This is a genomic window from Methanobrevibacter filiformis (genome assembly GCF_001639265.1).
In the GTDB taxonomy this organism is placed as follows: Archaea; Methanobacteriota; Methanobacteria; order Methanobacteriales; family Methanobacteriaceae; genus Methanacia; species Methanacia filiformis.
The window spans coordinates 18,358-40,916 of record NZ_LWMT01000255.1; the positions used below are offsets into that span (position 1 = coordinate 18,358).

Sequence of the window (22,559 nt, forward strand, 5' to 3'; positions counted from 1 at the left end):
TTAGTGTCCATTAGTAGAGATTTAAAAATTATTGAAAATATTAATGCTCTGGAACCATAATAAATGGAGAAGGATCAACAATACTTACACTAAACTAGGTATATATAGTTCATATATAGTTATATATAGTTATTATATAGATTAGTGTTTAATCTCCAAAAAAACAAAAAATCCCATATGGATCTATATGAACTTAGTTTGATTATTGAAGTATTATATTAGTTCAAATTACCATATTCTCTAGTTTCCAACATATCGAAAAAATTTATTTCATATTATAGTTTCTATCATATCGAAACATTTATATATATTATTGTTTATACATTATATTAATAATAGTTAGAAAGGTCTGAGGAAGATATATATCTAATTTAAATAAGCTCTGTTTGATGAGTATTTAGAAGTTATATATGATTTTTTTAATTTGAAGATAATTACAAAGAATTTGATTTATAGCTCATGTTTTTACTATGATTATTAAATATTAAGAACGATATGAGTAATTAGAACAGCACTAAAACACTGAATGATTTTAGGTTAGTTCTAATTAAAATATTCAAGTTTTAGATAGTTACGAACAAATTTTATCATGGCAATAATATAATTCTGGAAAAATATCTGCATTCTTATTTATTTTGGTTTTAAGAAAAATAATTTGTAAAATAAATCGGAATTTTAAATTCCCAATTTTCAAATTATAATAATTCTTTAATATACATACTTATCTATAATATAATATTTTATACTAAGTATAAGTAAAATAACTCCATATTAACATTCCTATTTCTTTTCAATCTCTGTTTCAGCATATCTTAGGATTAAATTTAAATTTATCCGTCTGATTATTATTAAATTAATAGTAAATCATTATTTTAATTAATAAAACTAACATTAAATAACATTATTATATCTAACGGATTTTATGAAATTTTAAGTTTTAAAGTTTTTAATATTTGTACTTTAATGATAAATATGCTTTTGTATTACTAAATCTGAATTTAAGTATTTAGGTTATGTTTTAAGAATATATGAACTTATATTGAAAAGGAGATGGAAGAATTGAACAATAAATTGTTGATATTATTAATTATATCAGCAGTAGCTTTACTTACAGTGCCTACAGCGACTTTTGCTGATAATGGTACATACACGGGTAGTAAGGTTGTACTGACTGAAAATGGGGAAAGGGTAACATATGATGAAGTATGTGTAGAACATAATAATTTAATATATGCTGGTCAATCTGTAAAAACAATGAATGATATTCAGGTTAAAAATGGTACAATTGAGTATATTGTAGAGAATTGGGGTAAAATAGGAAATTCAGCACTTCAAAATGGAGTTTGGAATTTATCAGAAGGAAATAATCCAGTTGTACATTATCCTGATTTTTATAAGGTCAACTCTTCTGCTCGTGTTGTGAACACAACTACTCAAATAATGGTTGATGGTGTATTACGTAATGGTACATTGACTACTAGTTATCTTACTGAATTTACTTTTCGTATGGTTGGAGATGGTTACTTACCTTCAAGGAACAGTAGTACTTATCAGGATTTATTAATATTTAAAACTGAATCACTTAATACATCATTTTTCACACCAGATGAAATAACTGCTCCTGAAGAAGAGGAACTCCCTGAGGTTCCAGTTAATGAAACTCCAGTTGAACCTCCTAAAGAGGAAAAAGCCCCTGAGGTTACAATTGATGAGACTCCAGATGAGACTCCTGAAGTATCTATTACTCCAGAGCAACCAGATGAAGTTGAGGAACCTGTTAAAGATGTTCCGAAAGTTAAGGCAGCTATGAAAAAAACAGGAATGCCTTTAATAATGATAATAATAGTTTTATTATCTAGTTTAGGATTAACAATTTATAGAAAAAACGTATGAATTCATATGGAATTTATATTAAGGAGATGGAAAAATTGAACAATAAATTGTTGATATTACTTATTATATCAGCAGTAGCTTTACTTACAGTGCCTACAGCGACTTTTGCTGATAATGGTACATTTACAGGTAGTAAGGTTGTGCTGAATGAAAATGGCGAAAGGGTAACATATGATGAAGTATGTGTAGAACGTAATAATTTAGTATATGCTGGTCAATCTGTAAAAACAATGGATGATATTCGGGTTAAAAATGGTACAATTGAGTATTTTGTAGAAAATTGGACTAAGCAAGGAAAAACACAATTTCAAAACGGAATTTGGAATTTATCAGAAGGAAATAATCCAGTTGTACATTATCCTGACTTTTATAAGGTTAACTCTTCTGTAACTCGTGTTGTGAACACAACTACTCAAATAATGGTTGATGGTGTATTGCGTAATGGTACATTGACTACTAGCTATTTCACTGAATTTACTTTTCGTATGGTTGGAGATGGTTACTTACCTTCAAGGGACAGTAAAACTTATCAGGATTTATTAATATTTAAAACTGAATCACTTAATACATCAGTTTTCACACCTGATGAAAATTTAACTGCTCCTGAAAAGGAGGAGTTCCCTGAACCTACAGTTAATGAAACTCCAGATGAAACTCCAGATGAAACTCCTGAAGTATCTATTCCAGAGCAACCAGATGAAGTTGAGGAACCTGTTAAAGATGTTCCGAAAGTTAAGGCAGCTATGAAAAAAACAGGAATGCCTTTAATAATGATAATAATAGTTTTATTATCTAGTTTAGGATTAACAATTTATAGAAAAAAAGAATAAATGATTCTTATTAAAGGGTTTTACAACCTTTTGCTTTTTATTTTTTAGAGAATTCTTATGAGAATCTCTAAAACCTATTTTTAACTTATTTAATTATTATTTTGGGAGTCTTTATTAATCACTAGTTTTGTATATTTGATATATTCTTTGTATACACTGTATACAGTAGAAAAATTTTAGTATACAATAGAAAAAAAGTATATTGTATATGTACATATAGGATTAAAAACTTTATTTTAATATTATAATGGTTTCTAACATTTATATTCTGGTTTAATCTATTTTTCTTAGAGTTTTTTTTATACAATAGAAAAAAATATTCATTTTTTCTCGTCATATATCTTTATTTAATGTTTAATTAGGGAATAGAATGTATTAATATTTGTCATGTTTTATAAATAGCTATTTTTTATCTTATCTTTCTAAAATTATTTATTAATAATTTTAACATATTTATTAATTCCGAGTAGCTATTTATAAAATATTTAAGTATTTTCAGACCTATTTAATGATTTTATTATTTTCAGTGAGATATGAATAGTTTGATACATATGGAACTATCACTTTACATGACTTTGTTAGTACTTTTACTAAATGTATTTTTCTTATAATTAAATGATTATCCTATGATTCATATGTATTAATGATCTTAGCTTAAGTGAATTTAACATTTTATTTAGTAATAAAGTCTCAACTGCCTGAAAACAACACTAAATCATTTCTTGCGGGATGTATTTCAATGAAAAAATAGGTACTCATTGATACTCATTTAATAGCTATTATATTAATATTATTATCAGTACAATTAATGCTAATTCTATTAAAGTCTTTAACACTGCCTACTTTTTTAGAATTTTTCACTGATATATTAACATGTTTTGTATAATAGTAATATTTATATATTAGTCGAACTAATATATAGTTAATAAAACATAATATTTAATTTATAGTTAATATTTATTTATAGAAATAAATTCTATATTGTATCAATATTTTCATATAATTGGATATAATTTAATTGCTCTTAGTTAATCTGATTTTTATAAATTAAATGAATAATTCAATTACACACATTTACACACTACATATTATGGGGAAATAGTATGAAACTAGAAAATAAGGAAGATAATATTATAAAATTGGATAATTGTTCTATAAAAAAACAAAAACATTCTGGATCTTCAAAAGGTTTGTTTCACAAACAGCTTTTTGATCAAACTTTTTCTAAAAGTTTGACTACAATAGCTATTATATTATCAATAATAGCTATTTTACTTGTTACTATTTCATCTGTAGTATTAATTTCTGGTGTAGATGCGGCAACTGTTTATGTAGCGACCAATGGAACAGATAGTGCAAGTGGGGATTCATCCGCTCCAAAATTAACATTAAAAAATGCTACTGGATCTGCTGCTAGTGGAGATACTATTTTACTTAAAAATGGTACATATAAAGGACTGAATAATAACACAAATTTAACAATATCAAAAAATCTAACTATTGCAGGAGAAGCTTATGGTAAAGTAATAATAGATGCAGAAAGAAAAAGTAGACATTTTCAAATATCTGCTGGATATTCGGTTACAATAATTAACATAACTTTTATAAATGCAAATGTTATAGGTAGGGGTGGTGCTATTCTTAATAGTGCTAATGTTAGTGTGAGTAATTCTAGTTTTATTGGTAATACTGCTAGCGGCGGTGGTGCTATTAGTAATGTGGGTAATTGTAGTGTGAGTAATTCTATTTTTAGTGGTAATGATGCTAGTATTTCTGGTATAGGTGGTATTAATCCTAATAGTGGTGGTGGTGCTATTAGTAATGAGGGTAATCTTAATGTGATTAATTCTAGTTTTAGTGGTCATAATGCTACTACTGGTGGTGCTATTGGTAATGGGGGTAATTGTAGTGTGAGTAATTCTAGTTTTAGTGGTAATAATGCTAATAATGGTGGTGCTATTCATAATAGTGGTAATTGTAGTGTGAGTAATTCTAGTTTTATTGGTAATACTGGTCGTACTCGTGGTGGTAATTTTGCTAGTAGTACTGGTGGTGCTATTGGTAATGGTGGGGGTAATCTTAATGTGAGTAATTCTATTTTCACTAATAATACTGTTAATGATACCTATGCCTATGGTGGCGCTATTCATAGCTCTCCTGGTAATGTTAGTGTGAGTAATTCTAGTTTTAGTGGTAATAATGCTAGTCATGTTGGTGGTGCTATTTATATTGGTTATGATAGTAATTTTAGTGTGAGTAATTCTAGTTTTAGTGGTAATAATGCTAATAATGGTGGTGCTATTTATCAGCATGGTGCTAGGTTTAGTCTGAATAATTCTAGTTTTAGTGGTAATAATGCTAATAATGGTGGTGCTATTTATGGTGGTTATGGTTATCTTAATGTGAGTGATTCTAGTTTTATTGGTAATGATGCTAATGGTACTATATTTATTGATGCTATTAATTGCAATCTCAAGGGTTCGATATTTTCGAATAATACTCATATGGCTATTTATACATTGAATAATCAGACTTCTATTAATAATAATTCTTTTAATGGTAATGATGGTGTTTTGGGAATTGGTTTTAATAATTCAAATATTGATCTAAATAGCTATTTAATGAGCAATAATACCATGAAAAATAATGATATTGTTTTACTTGTTGATGGTCATGGAAATAATATTTCTAATGGCTCAATTATTGGAAATAGCAACTCAATAGGGATATTGGTAAATGGACACAACAACACATTATCTAACATTACAATAGCTAATTTAAAAGTTGGTTTGAGTTTTAATACAACTAACAGTGATAATATATTAACTAATGCTACAATTAGTGGTAATGGGATTGGTATGTCTATGTTAGGTTCTAATGACACGGTTATAAGTTCAAACATAGTTAATAATACTATTGTTGGTATTAATGTCACAGGAGATAATAATATTGTCCAGTATAATCGTATTCATAATAATACTTTGGGGCTTAATAATTCTGGTACTTATACTGATGTTAACTTTAATTGGTGGGGATTAAACAATATTACTGGTCAATATACAAATACTGGTGCTGATTTCAACTTACATACTTGGTATGTCCTTGAACTTTCATTAAATAATACATTTTACACAACTGCAAATGATACAAGAAATTACAGTAAAAATCAGAGTGCTAACTTAAGCTATAATTTATCACTTAATATTCCAGTAACCAATACTCCAAACTTACTTCCATACTTTGAAGTAACCATATTAATTAAAAACAGCACGACCATTGTTAACAATTTAACTGGAGACATTAGAAATACCAGTCTAAGCCAATCTGTGGCAATAAACAATCCTAATACTCAATATTCAATTAATGCATTATCTGATGACGAAAACCTTATTTTAACCATTGTTGGTGAAGCTGCTAATTATACAGTTAATGTAAATGTTTTAAAAGTTGCAAATGTAAGTGGAGACATTCATTTTGGAGACAATGTAACCTACACAATAACCATAACCAACAATGAAATATTAAACAATGCAACAGGAGTCTTTGTAGAAGATCTAATTAACTACAACAAAGTACAATACCTTAACTCAAATACAAGTAAAGGAACATATAACTATGGCACTGGAATATGGGATATTGGAACACTAGAAGCAGGAGAAACAGTAACATTAACTGTAAATGTAACCATAACTGGAACAGGAATTTTAAATAACACTGCAATAGTTGCAACAGATGAAAATAATACGAATAACAACACTACAAGCACAGTAATACTAAACATAACTGATGTAGACATATCAATAGTTAAAATAGCTAACACAACAGGAACCGTGAGCATTGGAGATAATATAACTTACATAATTAATGTAACAAACAATGGAGAAAACACTGGAACAGGAATTTATGTAACTGATATCTTAGATACTAATAAAATAAAATTTATAAATGCAACTGCATCTATTGGAACATACAACAACACAACAGGAAAATGGACAATCGGCAACCTACTTCCAGGACAATCTGCAACACTAACAATCAACATAACAATAATAGGAAACAACTCAGTAACAAACACCGCAAACATAACTACCGACCAAAAAAATATCAACAACCAAAATCAAAGCACAATAACAAACAACATATCAAAAGATGTAAACATAACTCTTATCAAAGTATCTAACACAACAGGAACAGCAAACATCGGCGATACAATAAAATACACAATTACAATCACAAACAAAGGACTAACTAACGCAACAGGCGTTTACGTGACTGATAAATTGAATACTACAATGTTAGGATTTGCAAGTAGTAATGTGAGTAAAGGAAGTTATAATAGTGGTACTGGTATTTGGGCTGTTGGAAACTTGAATCCTGGTGAAACTGTTACATTAACTATAATAGCGACTATTATTAGTAGTGGGACAATTACGAATGTTGCGAATGTTACTTCTAATCAGAATAATACTGATGATAATAATGGAACAGATAACAACACCATTAATGTTACTAACAATACTAATGTTACTAATAATGTTAATTTGAGTGTTGTTAAGGTTTCTAATGTTACTGGAATAGCTAATGTTGGTGATACAATTACTTATACTATCACTGTAGCTAATAATGGTAATGTTAATGCTACAAATGTAATTGTGACTGATAAATTAAACACCACAATGCTAAGATTCATAAACAGCAATGCAAGTAAAGGACAATATAATAATACCACTGGTTTGTGGACTATTGGAAACTTAAATTCTGGTGAAACCGCTACATTAAACATAATAGCCACCATTATAAATGATGGGACAATTACGAATGTTGCGAATGTTACTTCTGATCAGAATAATACTAACACTGACAATGGAACAGGTAATGCTACTATTAATGTGACTAATTATGTTAATGTGAGTGTTGTTAAAGTATCTAATGTTACTGGCATTGTGAACATTGGAGATAATATTACTTATACTATTACTGTCACTAATCACGGTTCTACTAATGCTACAGGTGTATTTGTAACTGATAAGTTGAATAATACTATGTTGAGTTTTGTAAGTAGTAGTGCTAATCGTGGAAATTATGATAATAATACTGGCATATGGACTATTGGTAGTCTTGGTGCTGGTGAAACGGTTGTCTTGAATATAACTACTACTATTATTGGCAGTGGAAGATTAACTAATATTGCAAATGTTATTACTGATCAAAATAATACAGATAATGGTACTACTAATTCAACAATTAATGTTAAATATGGCACCAATCTTAGTGCTTCAATACCTGATGCTAAAATAGGGGATACTGTTAATATTACTTTGAATTTAACTGATTCTGATAGTAATCCTGTAAGTACTGTTGCTAATGTCACTGTTGATGGTGTGGTTTATCCAAATGTTGAATTTATTAATGGAATAGCTAAGGTTCCCTATATTATTACTGAAGTTAAGAATAATATCTCTATTGGGTTTAAAGGTAATGATTTTTATGGTCCTTCTAACGTAACAATTGGTGTTAATTTTACTAAAGTTGCTGTTAATCTTAGTGGCACTGTTCCTGCTGGTAAGATCGGGGATATTGTTAACGTTACTTTGAATTTGACTGATGTTAACGGTAATCCTGTGAATACTACATCTAATGTGACTGTTGATGGTGTTAATTATACTAATGTTAAGTTTGTAGATGGAATAGCTAAGGTTCCTTATAATGTTACTGGTGTTAAGAATAATATTACTGTTGTCTTTGAGGGCAATAATAAGTATGGTTCTGCTAATGATACTGCTAGTGTTAATTTCACTAAGACGGATGTTAATTTGAGTGTTAGTGTTCCTAAGGGTAGTGTTGGTGATACTGTTAATGTTACTCTTAATTTGACTGATGTTAATGGTAATCCTGTGAATACAACTGCTAATCTTACTATTGATGGCGTTAATTATACTAATGTTAAGTTTGTAGATGGAATAGCTAAGGTTCCTTATAATATCACTGCTGTTAAAAGTAATATTACTGTTGAATTTAGTGGTGATGATAAATATAGTTCTTCTAATTTGACTGTAAATGTTAATTTCAGTAAAAAAGATGTTAATATTACTATTCATGTTCCTGATACTAAAATTGGACATAATACTACAGCAACTATTAATCTTACTGATGCTAAGGGTAATCCACTTTCTAATGCTTCTGTTAAAATAATTTTAAATGGTAAAGCTCTTGGAAACTTTATCACTGATAAAAATGGTCAAATACATCATGTAATACCTGTTAGTAAGGATAATGTTCTTGAAGTCAAATTCAGTGAAAGTAATGAATTTAATGCTGCTGAAGAAATAATTAGATTTAAAGGTAATTCTTCTAACAATAACACAAATAATACTAACGAAACAATTAATATTAATGTTCACATTCCTCCTGCAAAAGCTGGAGATAAAGTTGTAGCTACCATCACTGCTACTGATAGCAATGGTAATCCAATTCCTAATATTCCACTTGAAGTAGTATTAAATGGTAAAGTTCTTGGAATATTTATCACTGATAAAAATGGTCAAATTCATCCTGTAATACAAATTAAGGATTATAATGTTCTTAAAATTAAATTCAATGGATTTGGTCAATTTAATTCAAAAATAGTTGAATTTAAATTTAATTCTTCTAATAATGACAATAACAATAATACTAATGATAATAATACTAACAACAATAATACTAATAACTCTCATGAAATTATAGGTTCTAATGTGAGTATGAAGAAAACTGGTGTTCCTTTAATAAATGTCATATTATTAATATTAGGTATATTTGGATTAATTTCAGCTAATAAATTAAGAAATAAGAGTAGTTCTAAAAATAATCATGGTAATAGTAATACTAATAATAATAGTAATAATAGTAATAATATTAATAATAATTCTAAAAATAGTATTTTTAAAATAGCTATTATAATATCCTTAATAGCTATTTTATTTGTTAGTGTTTCATCTGTTAGTGCTGTAAATGTTACCATTAGCACTACTAATAGTACGGGTATTAATGGAGCTGTAGCTCTAACTACTACTACTGGCACTAATCATACAATAACACTTAATCCAGGAACATATAACAAAACTAATGATATTAGGAGTAACATCACATCCAATGTAAATCTTACAATACAAGGGAATGGTCCAACAAACTCAGTAATAATCGATGCAAGAAAACTTGGAAGAATGTTTATTATTAATAGTGCAAGAAGTAATGTAACTTTTATAAATTTAACTTTTATAAATGGTAATGTCACTGATAATGGTGGTGCTATCGATAATTTTAACTCTATTCAATTAACTATAGTGAATTGTAATTTCACAGGTAATGTTGCTAATGTTAATGGTGGTGCTATTTATAGTTCTGGTGGTACTAATTTTAGTGTGATTAATTCTATTTTCACTGGTAATAATGCTAATGTCTCTCATGGTGGTGCTATTTGTAATTTTAATGGTACTAATTCTAATTTTAGTGTGATTAATTCTAGTTTTAATGGCAATAGTGCTCGTAATGGTGGTGGTGCTATTTCTAATTATGATGTTAATTTTAGTGTGATTAATTCTATTTTCACTGGTAATAATGCTAGTGTTCATGGTGGTGCTATTCAGAATACTGGTGTTAATTCTAGTGTGATTAATTCTAGTTTTAATGGTAATAGTGCTCCTAATTATGGTGGTGCTATTAATAATGGGGGTGATAATTTTAATGTGATTAATTCTATTTTCACTGGTAATAATGCTAGTAGTGGTGGTGTTATTTATAATACTGGTGTTAATTTTAGTGTGAATTCTACTTTCACAAATAATAATGCTACTACTGGTGGTGTTATTTATAATGCTGGTAGTGGTGGTAACTTTAGTGTGAATGGTTCTATTTTCACTGGTAATAATGCTAGTAATGGTAGTGTTATTTATAATACTGGTGGTAATTTTAGTGTGAGTGATTCTATTTTCACTGGTAATGATGCTAGTAATAGTGGTGTTATTTATAATAATCGTAGTAGTAATTTTAGTGTGAGTGATTCTATTTTCACTGGTAATACTGCTAGTCTTTATGGTGGTGCTATTTATAATGCTGGTGCTGATAATTTTAGCGTGATTAGTTGTACTTTCACTGGTAATACTGCTAGTCTTTTTGGTGGTGCTGTTTATACTACTGGTGTTAATTTTAGTGTGAGTGATTCTATTTTCACTGGTAATAATGGTAGTGGTGCTATTTATAATCTTGGTGTTAATTTTAGTGTGAGTGATTCTATTTTCACTGGTAATAATGTTAGTTATGGTGGTGCTATTTATAATTGTGGTGGTAATTTTAGCGCGATTAGTTGTACTTTCACTGGTAATAATGCTAGTCGTGATGGTGGTGCTATTTTTTTTAATACGGGTGATAATAGTAGTGTGATTAATTCTAGTTTCACTGATAATATTGCTAGTAGGGGCGGTGCTATTTATAATACTGGTTATGTTACTAATCTTAGTGTGATTAATTCTAGTTTCATCTGTAATAATGGTAGTAGTGGTGGTGCTATTTATAATACTTTTAGTAGTAGTAATTTTAGTGTGTTTAATTCTAGTTTTGTTGGTAATAATGCTAGTTATGGTGGTGCTATTTATAATGAGGGTGGTAATTTTAGTGTGAGTGGTTCTATTTTCACTGGTAATAATGCTAGTAGTTATGGTGGAGTTATGTATAATACTGGCGGTAATTTTAGTGTGAACAATTCTACTTTCACAAATAATAATGCTACTACTAATGGTGGAGTTATGTATAATGCGGGTAGTGGTGTTAATTTTAGTGTGAATGGTTCTATTTTCACTAGTAATAATGCTAAAAATGATATTATCTGTAATTTTGGTGATAATTTCACTGTGTATGATTCTACATTTTCTAATAATACTCATATGGCTATTTATACATTAAATAATCAAACTTCTATTAATAATAATTCCTTTAATGGTAATGATGGTGTTTTAGGAATAGGCTTCAATAATTCAACTATAAATTTAAATACCTATCTAATAAGCAATAATATTATAACTAATAATGGCATTGTTTTACTTGTTGATGGTCATAGAAATAATATTTCTAATGGTTCAATTATTGGAAATAACAACACAAGAGGAATATTTGTAAATGGACATAACAACACATTTTCTAACATTACAATAGCTAAATTAAAAGTTGGTTTAACTTTTAATTCATCTAATGATAATAATGTTTTCACTAATGGAACATTAGACGGAAATGAAGTAGGGGCTGTAATGTATGGTTTAAATGACACAATAATAAGCACAACAATTGTAAACAATACAGTTGCAGGTATAAATGTCACAGGACATAACAACACATTAAATTACAACAGAATCTATCAAAATGCTGTAGGTATGAACAATTCAGGAACTAATACTAATGTAAACTTCAATTGGTGGGGAAAAAATAATATAAACGATCAATACACTACTTCAGGAGCAAATTTAAACCTTAGCTATTGGTATGTATTACAACTTTCACTTAACTCAACATTTAACACAACTGTAAATGCAACAAGAAATTACACAAAAAACACTCCAGCAACCTTATCTTACAGACTAACCTTAAATAATCTAACTACTAATGATTCAAGTTTATTACCTTATTTCACAGTAGAAATATTACTTAGAAACAGTACAAACACTGTTAATACTAGTACTGGTGATATAAGAACACTCACATTTGCACAAGCTACCATGTTAAATAATACTAATCCTCAATCATCAATTAATGCTTTAGCAGATGATGAGAACATTGTTCTTATTCTTGATGCTGATCCTCTTGTTAATCTTAGCATTGTTAAAGTGGCTAATGCAACTAATGTTTTGAATAATGATACTATCAATTTCACAATAACTGTAACTAATAATGGGACTGATTTCGCATCTAATGTTACTTTCACTGATTTGTTGAATAATGGTTTTAAGCTTCTTAATTGGACTGGAGGTTCATACAACAACACAACAGGGGTCTGGATTGTTGGGGATATTGCAGGTAAAACAAGTGTAACTCTACATATGATTGTTCAAGCTATTAAATCAGGAACAATAAACAACACTGCAGGTAATGTAACAGCTATTGAAACACTTGAAAATCCAAACATAAACTCCACAGTAACAATCAATGTCACACCAGCAGTTAATCTAAACATTACCAAAATATCAAACGTAACTGGTTTTGATACATCTCATATAGGGGATCACGTTAATTATACAATAACTGTTAAAAACAATGGTTTAGATATTGCAACTAATGTAACTGTATATGATATATTAAACTCTAAAATAACCTACTTTAATTATGCCTCTTCAACAGGTACTTATGATAATAACACTGGATTATGGAATGTTGGAACATTAAATATTAATCAAACAGCTACACTTAAAATTGAAGTTATAATAGCTAGCTCAGGAACAATAGAAAATATTGTAAATGTAACAGCAAAGGAAATAATACTTAATGGCAGCAACACCAATGCAAGCACAACATTTTATGTAGGAGAAGTGAATGTAAGCATAATTAAGGTTTCCAATGCATCAGCTAACCCTCACTATGGAGATCATGTTAAATACACCATTACAGTAGAAAATCATGGTCCAATTGACACAACAAATGTAACAGTTACTGACTATCTTGATAAAAATAAATTAATTTATATAGATCACACAGCACCAGATTACACAACTTATGATATTATTACTGGGCTATGGAACATAGGTAACTTAGAAGCAGGATTAGCAGTGTTATTAACAATAGAAGTAGAAGTCACAGGATTTGGAAACATAACAAACACAGCAAACCTAACAACAGCTGAAACCAACATCAACAACCAAACTAATAGCACAGCAGAATTCAATGTTTCAGATGTTAATGTTACCATCATAAAAGTATCTAATACCTCAGGACATAATCATGTAGGTGATAATATAACCTATACTATCACGGTTATGAACAAAGGTTCTACTAATGCATCTAATGTCACTGTTTTTGACTTATTAGACAGTGTAAAATTACATTATTTAAACTCAAATGTAACTATAGGATCCTATAATGCAACAACAGGAGTATGGATTATAGGGAACTTAGAAGCAAATACTACAGCTACACTCCTTATTAATGTTACTTTAATAGCTGAAGGAAATATCTTTAACAAAGCAAACCTAACAACAAATGAACCTAATATTAATAATAAAACTAATGTTAGTACTGAAATTGTTGTAGGGGATGTTAATGTCTCAATTATTAAGGTTTCTAATATCACATCAGGAATTGGACACTATGGTGACAAGGTAACATATACTATAACAGTAACGAATAATGGTTTACTTGATGCAACTGTAGTTACTGTTAATGAAACTTTAGATAATACAAAACTAAAATTCATAAATTATACAAGCTCTGACAATAGTGTATATGATAATAGCACTGGTCTATGGGATATAGGAACAGTTTATTTCAATACCACAGTCACATTAACATTATATACTGAAATTATTGGTTTAGGACTTATTAATAACACTGTAAATTTAACAACTCTTGAAAACAATCTTAACAACCAAACTAACAGCACAGTCCTGATAAATGTCGAAGACGTGAATCTAACAATCATAAAATCATCTAATGTAACAGGTGAGGCTCATATTGGGGATAATGCCACATATATCATAACAGTAAGTAACAATGGAATAACTAACGCAACAAACGTCACAGTCAACGATTTACTTGACACCCGTAAATTAAAATTCATAAATGCGGTCCCAAGTATAGGGTCTTATAATGTAACAACAGGAATATGGACTATAGGAAATTTGAAAGCAAATACTACAGTTACTCTCTCAATTAATGTTACAATAATAGCTGAAGGAAATATCTTTAACACTGCTAATGTTACTACGGATGGAATTAATATTAATAATAAAACTAATGGCACTGTTGAAATCATGGTAGGGGATATTAATATCTCAATTATCAAAATATCCAATATTACAACCGAAACAGCACATTTAGGAGATAATGTAACCTACACAATAGCTGTAAGCAATAATGGTGAAACAGATGCAATCAACATAACAGTAAATGAATTAATAGACAACACAAAATTAAAATTCACAGGATATATCACATCCGACGGCAGTATATATGATAATAGCACGGGTATTTGGACAATTAGGCTATTAAATCATAATACAACAGTAACATTAATCCTAAATGCAACAATAATAACTATGGGAACAATAACCAACACTGCAAACATAACAACAGAACAAAACAACACTAACAACCAAACTAACACTTCTGTTACTATTAATGTAATTGATGTGGATGTTACAATTATTAAAGTCGCTAATTTAACAGAAAATATTCATGTAGGAGACAATATAACTTACATAATCAATGTAACAAACAATGGACCAACAAATGCAAGTAATGTAACCGTAACTGACAATTTAGATCACACAAAACTACATTACATCAATGCTTCATCTACAATCGGAAACTACGATGAAAGCACTGGACACTGGACAATTGAAAATCTAGCAGCAAACACAACAGCTACACTCACAATTAATGTTACAATAATAGGAATAGGAAAAATAACTAACACTGCAAATATAACAACAGGTGAAACCAACATTAACAACCAAACCAACAGCACAGTCAACATAACTGTGGATGATGTAAACATAAGCATTATCAAAGTATCAAATATCACAAGTAATGCTCACTTGGGAGATATTGTAAATTACACCATAACAGTGACTAATTTAGGATCTACTAATGCTACAGGTATCTATGTTATTGACCAACTTGACTTTACTAAAATGGAATATGTTAATTACAATTCAACTAATGGAACAGAATACATTGTAAACAACGGTACATGGATCATTGGAAACTTAAAGGCAAACAATACAGTTACACTAACAATACTAGTTAAAATTATAGAAATAGGTACTATAACTAACACTGCAAATGTAACTACTACTGAAAGCAATATTAACTCACAGAATAATTCAACAGTAGAATTCACAGTAAATGATGTTGATGTTAATTTAACTATTCTTAAGGTTTCAAATGCTACAAAAAATCAACATATAGGAGATTATATTAAATACAACATCACAGTAATCAATAATGGTAAAAATAATGCTACTAACTTCAATATAACTGAATCATTGGATAAAAAGTTAAAACTCATTAACTACACAACAAATATTGGAACATATAGTCCAAGTAGTGGTAAATGGCAAATAGCTAATTTAGATAACAATACAATAGCTATTCTAACAATACAAGTACAAATTATAGATATTGGCACTATAACAAACACAGCAGCACTAGAAATCAATGAAAATAACATAGGTAATAATAATAGTACAGTAATAATCAATGTTAATAATAATAGTAGTAGTAATAATATTAATATCACAATAAACAAAATAGCTAACCAAACTAAAGCTAAAAGTGGAGAATATATCACCTACACTATTACAGTGATAAATCAAGGTACTAATACAGCAACAGGTGTTAAAGTTAATGAAGTCCTTGACTTACGTCTTAAATACATATCTTCAAGTGGATATGGATCATATAATCCGAATAATGGTGTTTGGAATATCAACACATTAAAAGCTGGAGAAGCTGTTAATTCACTCCAGTTGTAAATATTGAAATTAAAATAGTTCCTGATAAAAATATTGTTAAAGAAGGTGAAACTCTTAGCTATCATATTGTTCTGGTAAATCATGGTCCTGATAATGCAACTGGTGTAAAAGTTAAATTGAATATACCTGATGAGTTTAAGCATGCTTCATTTAATAGTGAATATGGTTCATATGATTCAAACACTAGTATCTGGACAATTGGAAATTTAAATGCTGGAGAAACTAGTACTGCTGAGTTTAAAGCTATAGCTACTAAAGAAGGAATTCACGAAATATCTGCTAGTGTTGAATCTAATGAATTTGACATAGACAATAGTACTACCAAACATAGTGTGAATATCAAAGTAGATCCAACTAATAACCCACAACCCCAGCCTAAACCACAGCCACAACCTCCTAAACCACAGCCACAGCATGTTAATGGAAAAGTAGCAATGAAAAAAACAGGAATACCAATTGTTATAGTGATAATAATAATAATAATAATAATAATTTCACTACTAGCATATACAGGGATTAGAAGAAAAAGATACTAATTCTGTTAATGTATAATTTATATTGAATTAACATTTCTGTATATTTTATTTTCTCATGAATATTGGGGGTATTATCATAGCTATTTAGTATTTTAATGAATTATAATAGTTATTATTTAAATCTTATATGGTGATTCAAGAATTCATCCTAGTTATTCTAAATAAAATTTATTAAGATTTTGATTTTAATTTTAAAGTAAATAAAATCTTTAAATTTGAAATAATTCTAAATGAAATTATAGTGATAAAAACTATATTTAACAAATAATAATGCAAAATAAATAAGATTTAACAAGAATTAGATGAAATTAACAACTATATGAAGTATACTAATTCTATTAAAGTCTTTGGCAATATTAACTTTTTTAGAAATCTTCATTGATATAGCATATGTTCGGTATAATAGTAACATTTATATATTAGTCGAACTAACATATAATTAATAAAACATAATATTTAATTTATAATTAATATTTATTTGTAGAAATAAATTCTATATTGTATCCAACATTATCCTGTAATTAGATATAATTTAATTATAGTAAATATAATTTAATTATGGTAGATATAATTTAATTATAGTTATCAAATTGATATGATTTTATAAATTAAATGGATAATTTAGTTATGCTCTATATATAGGGAAATAAATACTATGAAATTAGAAAATAAGGAAAATAATATTATAAAATCCAATAACTATTCTATAAAAAAACAAAAACATTCTGGATCTTCAAAAGGTTTGTTTTACAAACAGCTTTTTGATCAAACTTTTTCTAAAAGTTTGACTACAATAGCTATTATATTATTACTAATAGCTATTTTATTTGTTAGTGTTTCATCTGTTAGTGCTGTAAATGTTACAATTAGTACTACTAATGCTGCTGGAATTAATGGGGCAGTTGATTTAGTTAATACTGGAGGTGCAGGCACTAATCATGTGATCACACTTAATCCTGGAACATATAATAAAACTACTGATATTAGGAATAACATTACATCAAGTGTAAACCTCACAATTCAAGGGAATGGTGCAAAAAACACAGTAATAATAGATGCAGTAAAACTAGGAAAAATGTTTAATGTTAGCGCTACACGAAGCAACATAACATTCACGAACATAACATTTTATAATGGTAACAACAGTGCATATGGTAGTGCCATATGCAGCTATAACTCTAAAATAACCATAATAAACTGTAACTTCACAGGCAATAATGTCACAGCTAATCTTGGGTTCGGTGGTGCCATTTATAGTTATTATAGTAACATTAGTATTAATGGCTCTTCTTTCACCAGAAATAATGCTACTAGCACTAGTGCAAGTTATGGTTGGGGTAGTGCTATTTATGGTACATACAGTAATATTAGTGTCAATGGCTCTTCTTTCATAAGTAATAATGGTCGTAGTGGTACTATTTATGCTAGATACAGTAATGTTAATATAACTAATTCTAACTTCACCAGTAATAATGCTGTTCATGGTGGTGCTATTTATACTGATTATTATACTAATCTTACTACAAATAATTCTATTTTTAATGGTAATACTGCTACTAGTTATGGTGGTGCTATTCTTAATGAATACTATGGTGTTCTTAATGTGAATAATACTAACTTCACAAATAATGTTGCACCTGAAGGTGGTGCTATTAGTAGTAATTATAATACTAAACTTATCATGAATAATTCTAATTTCATTGGTAATAATGCTACTGGTTCTGGTACTAATTATGGTGGTGCTACTTCTCTTGTTTCTACTACAGGTAATATAAGTAGGTCTAATTTCACAGGTAATAAAGGTGGTAGTGGTGGTGCTATTCTTGTTTATAGTGGTAGTAATATTAGTGTGACTGGTTCTAATATTGTTAATAATTCTGCAACTAGTGGTGGTGCTATTTATGTTTATAGTAGTGGTAATCTTAATGTAACTGGTTCTAATATTGTTAATAATTCTGCAACTACTGCTGGAGGAATATACGCTGCTGGTGCTTTAATTTTAAATTATAGCAGATTATACAACAACAGTGGATATGCTTTGTATAGATCAGCAGGTTCAGTAACTGCTAATTTTAATTGGTGGGGACAGAATAACCTTACTGGCTTAACTAGTGGTACTATCACTATTACTAATTATTATGTTATGAAACTTTATGTAAATGGTGTTAATGTTACAAATGAAACTCTTAATAATCTCACTATTAATTATACTTTGAGCACTGTATTTAATCTTAGCTATAAATTCACATTAAATGACTCTGCTGTTGCTAATACTCCTGGAAACTTGCCTTCTTTTAATGTTAGTGTTTCTATTGGCAGTGCTACTACTAGTAATTCAGTAGTTTATAATGGTGATGCTCGTACCAGCTCTTACAATTGGACCAATATTAATTTAAGTTCTTCTAACCAATCTGCTAATATTAAGGCTACTGGAGATAAGGTAAATTCCATTCTCGAGGTTCGTGCTTTAGCTCCTTCTTACACTTATGGAACATATGTTAACTCTTCAATAAGTACTGGTAGCTTTGATGGTAGTAGCTGGAACAATGCAGTCAAAAACATTTCTGCTGCTTTAGCTATTATTAAACAGTTTAATTTAACTCAAGTCGTGGTTCATATTGCTGGTTCTCCAGTAGGTGGAGCTATTAACTATGTTGGAGTTGGAGTGAACACAAACTTAACAATAAATAATACATATAACAATTTAACCCTTAGTGGCGAGTTTGGTTCCCCTATTATGGATGCTCAGAAACTGTCACAGATATTCAATATTACTGCTAGCAATGTTACTATTGCTAATATTACTTTTATTAATGGTTATGCTTCATTATATGGCGGTGCTATTTGGAATAATGGTACTAATTTTAGTGTGATTAATTCTAGTTTTACTGATAATAATGCTAGTTATGGTGGTGCTATTTATAATACTTTTGCATCTACTTTTAATGTTAGGAATTCTAATTTCGCAAATAATAATGCTAGTTCTGGTGGTGCTATTTATAATAATGACAGTGCTAACTGTAGTATAAATAATTCTATTTTCATTGGCAATACTGCTACTACTGGGGGTAAGGGTGGTGGTGCTATTTATAATACTGGTGCTAATTTTATTATAGGTAATAATACTTTTTTAAATAACTCTGCTAATACTAGTAGTGATTCTAGTAATAGTGGTGGTGCTATTTATAATACTGGTGTTAATTTCACTGTAGGTAATAATAATACTTTTGTAAATAATTCTGCTATTAAGACTACTAATAGTAATGCTACTGATGGTGGTGCTATTTATAATACTGGGGATAATTTTAGTGTGATTAATTCTACTTTTATTGATAATAATGCAGGTAGTGATGGTGGTGCTATTCATAATCAATATGGTGTTAATTTTAGTGTGATTAATTCTTCTTTCATTGGTAATAATGCTCCTACTTATGGTGGTGTTATTTATAATAATGGTGTTAATTTTAGTGTGATTAATTCTTCTTTTATTGGTAATAATGTTACTGCTGGTGGTAATGGCGGAGCTATTTATAATCAAAATGGTGTTAATTTTAGTGTGATTAATTCTAGTTTCACTGGTAATAATGCTTATGGGGGCAGTATTTACAATAATGCTCTTAATTTTAATGTGATTAGTTCTAATTTTACAGATAACACTGGTGTTTTAGGTGCTGCAGTTACTAATTATGGTGCTGGTTTTAGTGTGATTAATTCTTCTTTTATTGGTAATAAAGTGAATAGTGGTGGTGTTGGTGGTGCTATTTATAATCCTGGTGGTGTTAATTTTAGTGTGATTAATTCTAGTTTTACTGATAATATTGCTAGTACTAGGGGCGGTGCTATTATTAATTATGGTGCAGGGTTTAGTGTGATTAATTCTAGCTTTACTGGTAATAATGCTAGCTATGAGGGTGGTGCTATTTATAATCCTGGTGGTGTTAATTTTAGTGTAAGTAATTCTAGTTTCATTGGTAATAATGCTAGTACTAGAGGTGGTGCTATTTATAATGCTGGTGGTGTTAATTTTAGTGTAAGTAATTCTAGTTTTGCGAATAATATTGCTAGTTATGGTGGTGCTATTTATAACAATGCCAGTGCTAACTTTAGTATAAATAATTCTACTTTCATTGGTAATACTGCTACTACTGGAGCTAATGGTGGTGGTGCTATTTATAATACGGGTGTTAATTTCACTGTAGGTAATAATAATACTTTTTTAAATAACTCTGCTAATACTAGTAGTAATGCTAGTGGTGGTGCTATTTTTAATAGTGGTGTTAATTTTAGTGTGTGTAATTCTAGTTTCATTGGTAATAATGCTTTTAATGGTGGTGCTATTTATAATACGGGTGTTAATTTCACTGTAGGTAATAATAATACTTTTTTAAATAATTCTGCTAATGTTAGTGGTGGCGCTATTGATAATACTGGTAATAATTTTAGTGTGATTAATTCTAATTTCGCAAATAATATTGCTAATGCTGGTGGTGCTATTCGTAATAGTGTTAATTTTAGTGTGTTTAATTCTAGTTTTGTTGGTAATAATGCTAGTTATGGTGGTGCTATTTATAATGAGGGTGGTAATTTTAGTGTGAGTATTTCTAGTTTTAGTGATAATAATGCTATTGGGAGTGATGGTGGTGCTATTTTTAATAGTGGTGTTAATTGTAGTGTGACTAATTCTAGTTTCTCGAATAATATTGCTAATAAAAGTGGTGGTGCTATTTATAATAGTGTTGATAATTTTAGTGTGAGTAATTCTAGTTTCAGTGGTAATAGAGGTATTCATTATTATGGTGGTGGTTTGTGTCAAAATTTTACCTCTTGTCATTTTATTTTTCAATGTTTTAGTATTCATGTTAATAAATACTATTTACATGTTTAATTATTGTCTAAAAACCTCCTGTGAAAAAAAATTTTTAAATCTAAAATTAAAAAAAATAAGAGCATAACAATCTATACAATGATTTTTACACTTGCAATGATTAGTAAGAGTTTATTAGAGAGAATTAAATAGTAATATTTATTAATAATGGTCAGTAGATTAATTAATATGTTCAATAACCAATTAATCACTGACAATAATAATATAGTAAGCATACAACTTAACCTTTTCGATTATTATGACAATGAAACAAGTTTCAATGAATTAGTTAATCGTAAAATATATGAATATGATGATTTAAATCTTCAAAATGATGTAGTTATGACCAGTCCACATCATTTTGAGTTTAATACTCGTAGATGTACTAAATGTGGTAAATCTGCATTGATTAGAAAGAAATTTGTCTCTCGTAATATTGTTTTAAATCAAACAGGCGATAAAACATTTTATTTTAGGCAATATTATTGTAATAATTGTGGTAAATACCCTACAGTTAAGCTTGATAATGTATTTGAAAAATATAAGAAAACATCTAAGTCTTTAATAGATAATATACATTCTAAAGCACGTACAGGTAGAAAATCATTACGTAAAATGAGTAAAGACTTGAAAGTAGATAATATGTCATTATCTCATCAAACTGTTGCAAACATCTTAGATGTGGAAGAGGAAGAAGAATTAAGGTTTAATGTTGAAGAACTCA

The 22,559-nt window shown here is 28.9% G+C and carries 6 protein-coding genes; all 6 read left to right on the top strand.

Annotated features, from left to right (window positions below; genetic code table 11):
* Positions 1 to 1,059: 1,059 nt before the first annotated feature.
* A complete protein-coding gene (locus MBFIL_RS07815) occupies positions 1,060 to 1,893 on the top strand; it encodes a hypothetical protein (RefSeq protein ID WP_066973285.1) in 834 nt (277 codons plus the stop codon).
* Between the two features lie 35 nt (positions 1,894 to 1,928).
* Positions 1,929 to 2,723, top strand: a complete 795-nt coding sequence (locus tag MBFIL_RS07820; RefSeq protein ID WP_157078728.1) for a hypothetical protein — start codon at positions 1,929 to 1,931, stop codon at positions 2,721 to 2,723.
* Positions 2,724 to 3,826: 1,103 nt separating this feature from the next.
* Positions 3,827 to 16,435, top strand: coding sequence for a DUF7507 domain-containing protein (locus MBFIL_RS07825; protein ID WP_066973290.1), 12,609 nt, complete (start codon positions 3,827 to 3,829; stop codon positions 16,433 to 16,435).
* A 14-nt stretch (positions 16,436 to 16,449) separates the two neighbouring features.
* Positions 16,450 to 16,971 carry a DUF11 domain-containing protein gene (locus MBFIL_RS07830; protein WP_281192548.1) on the top strand — a complete coding sequence of 174 codons (522 nt, stop codon included), beginning with the start codon at positions 16,450 to 16,452 and terminating at the stop codon, positions 16,969 to 16,971.
* Between the two features lie 655 nt (positions 16,972 to 17,626).
* Positions 17,627 to 21,856 (top strand): beta strand repeat-containing protein, encoded by a 4,230-nt coding sequence (locus MBFIL_RS07835; RefSeq protein WP_066973294.1) that lies wholly within the window; start codon positions 17,627 to 17,629, stop codon positions 21,854 to 21,856.
* Between the two features lie 168 nt (positions 21,857 to 22,024).
* Positions 22,025 to 22,559 (top strand): hypothetical protein (locus MBFIL_RS07840; protein WP_157078729.1); only part of this gene is annotated, 535 nt, incomplete at its 3' end.

Bases quoted from the DNA above. Each gene is read 5' to 3' on its own strand.
- MBFIL_RS07835 (WP_066973294.1), top strand. From the start codon at position 17,627: ATGAAATTAGAAAATAAGGAAAATAATATTATAAAATCCAATAACTAT.
- MBFIL_RS07825 (WP_066973290.1), top strand. From the start codon at position 3,827: ATGAAACTAGAAAATAAGGAAGATAATATTATAAAATTGGATAATTGT.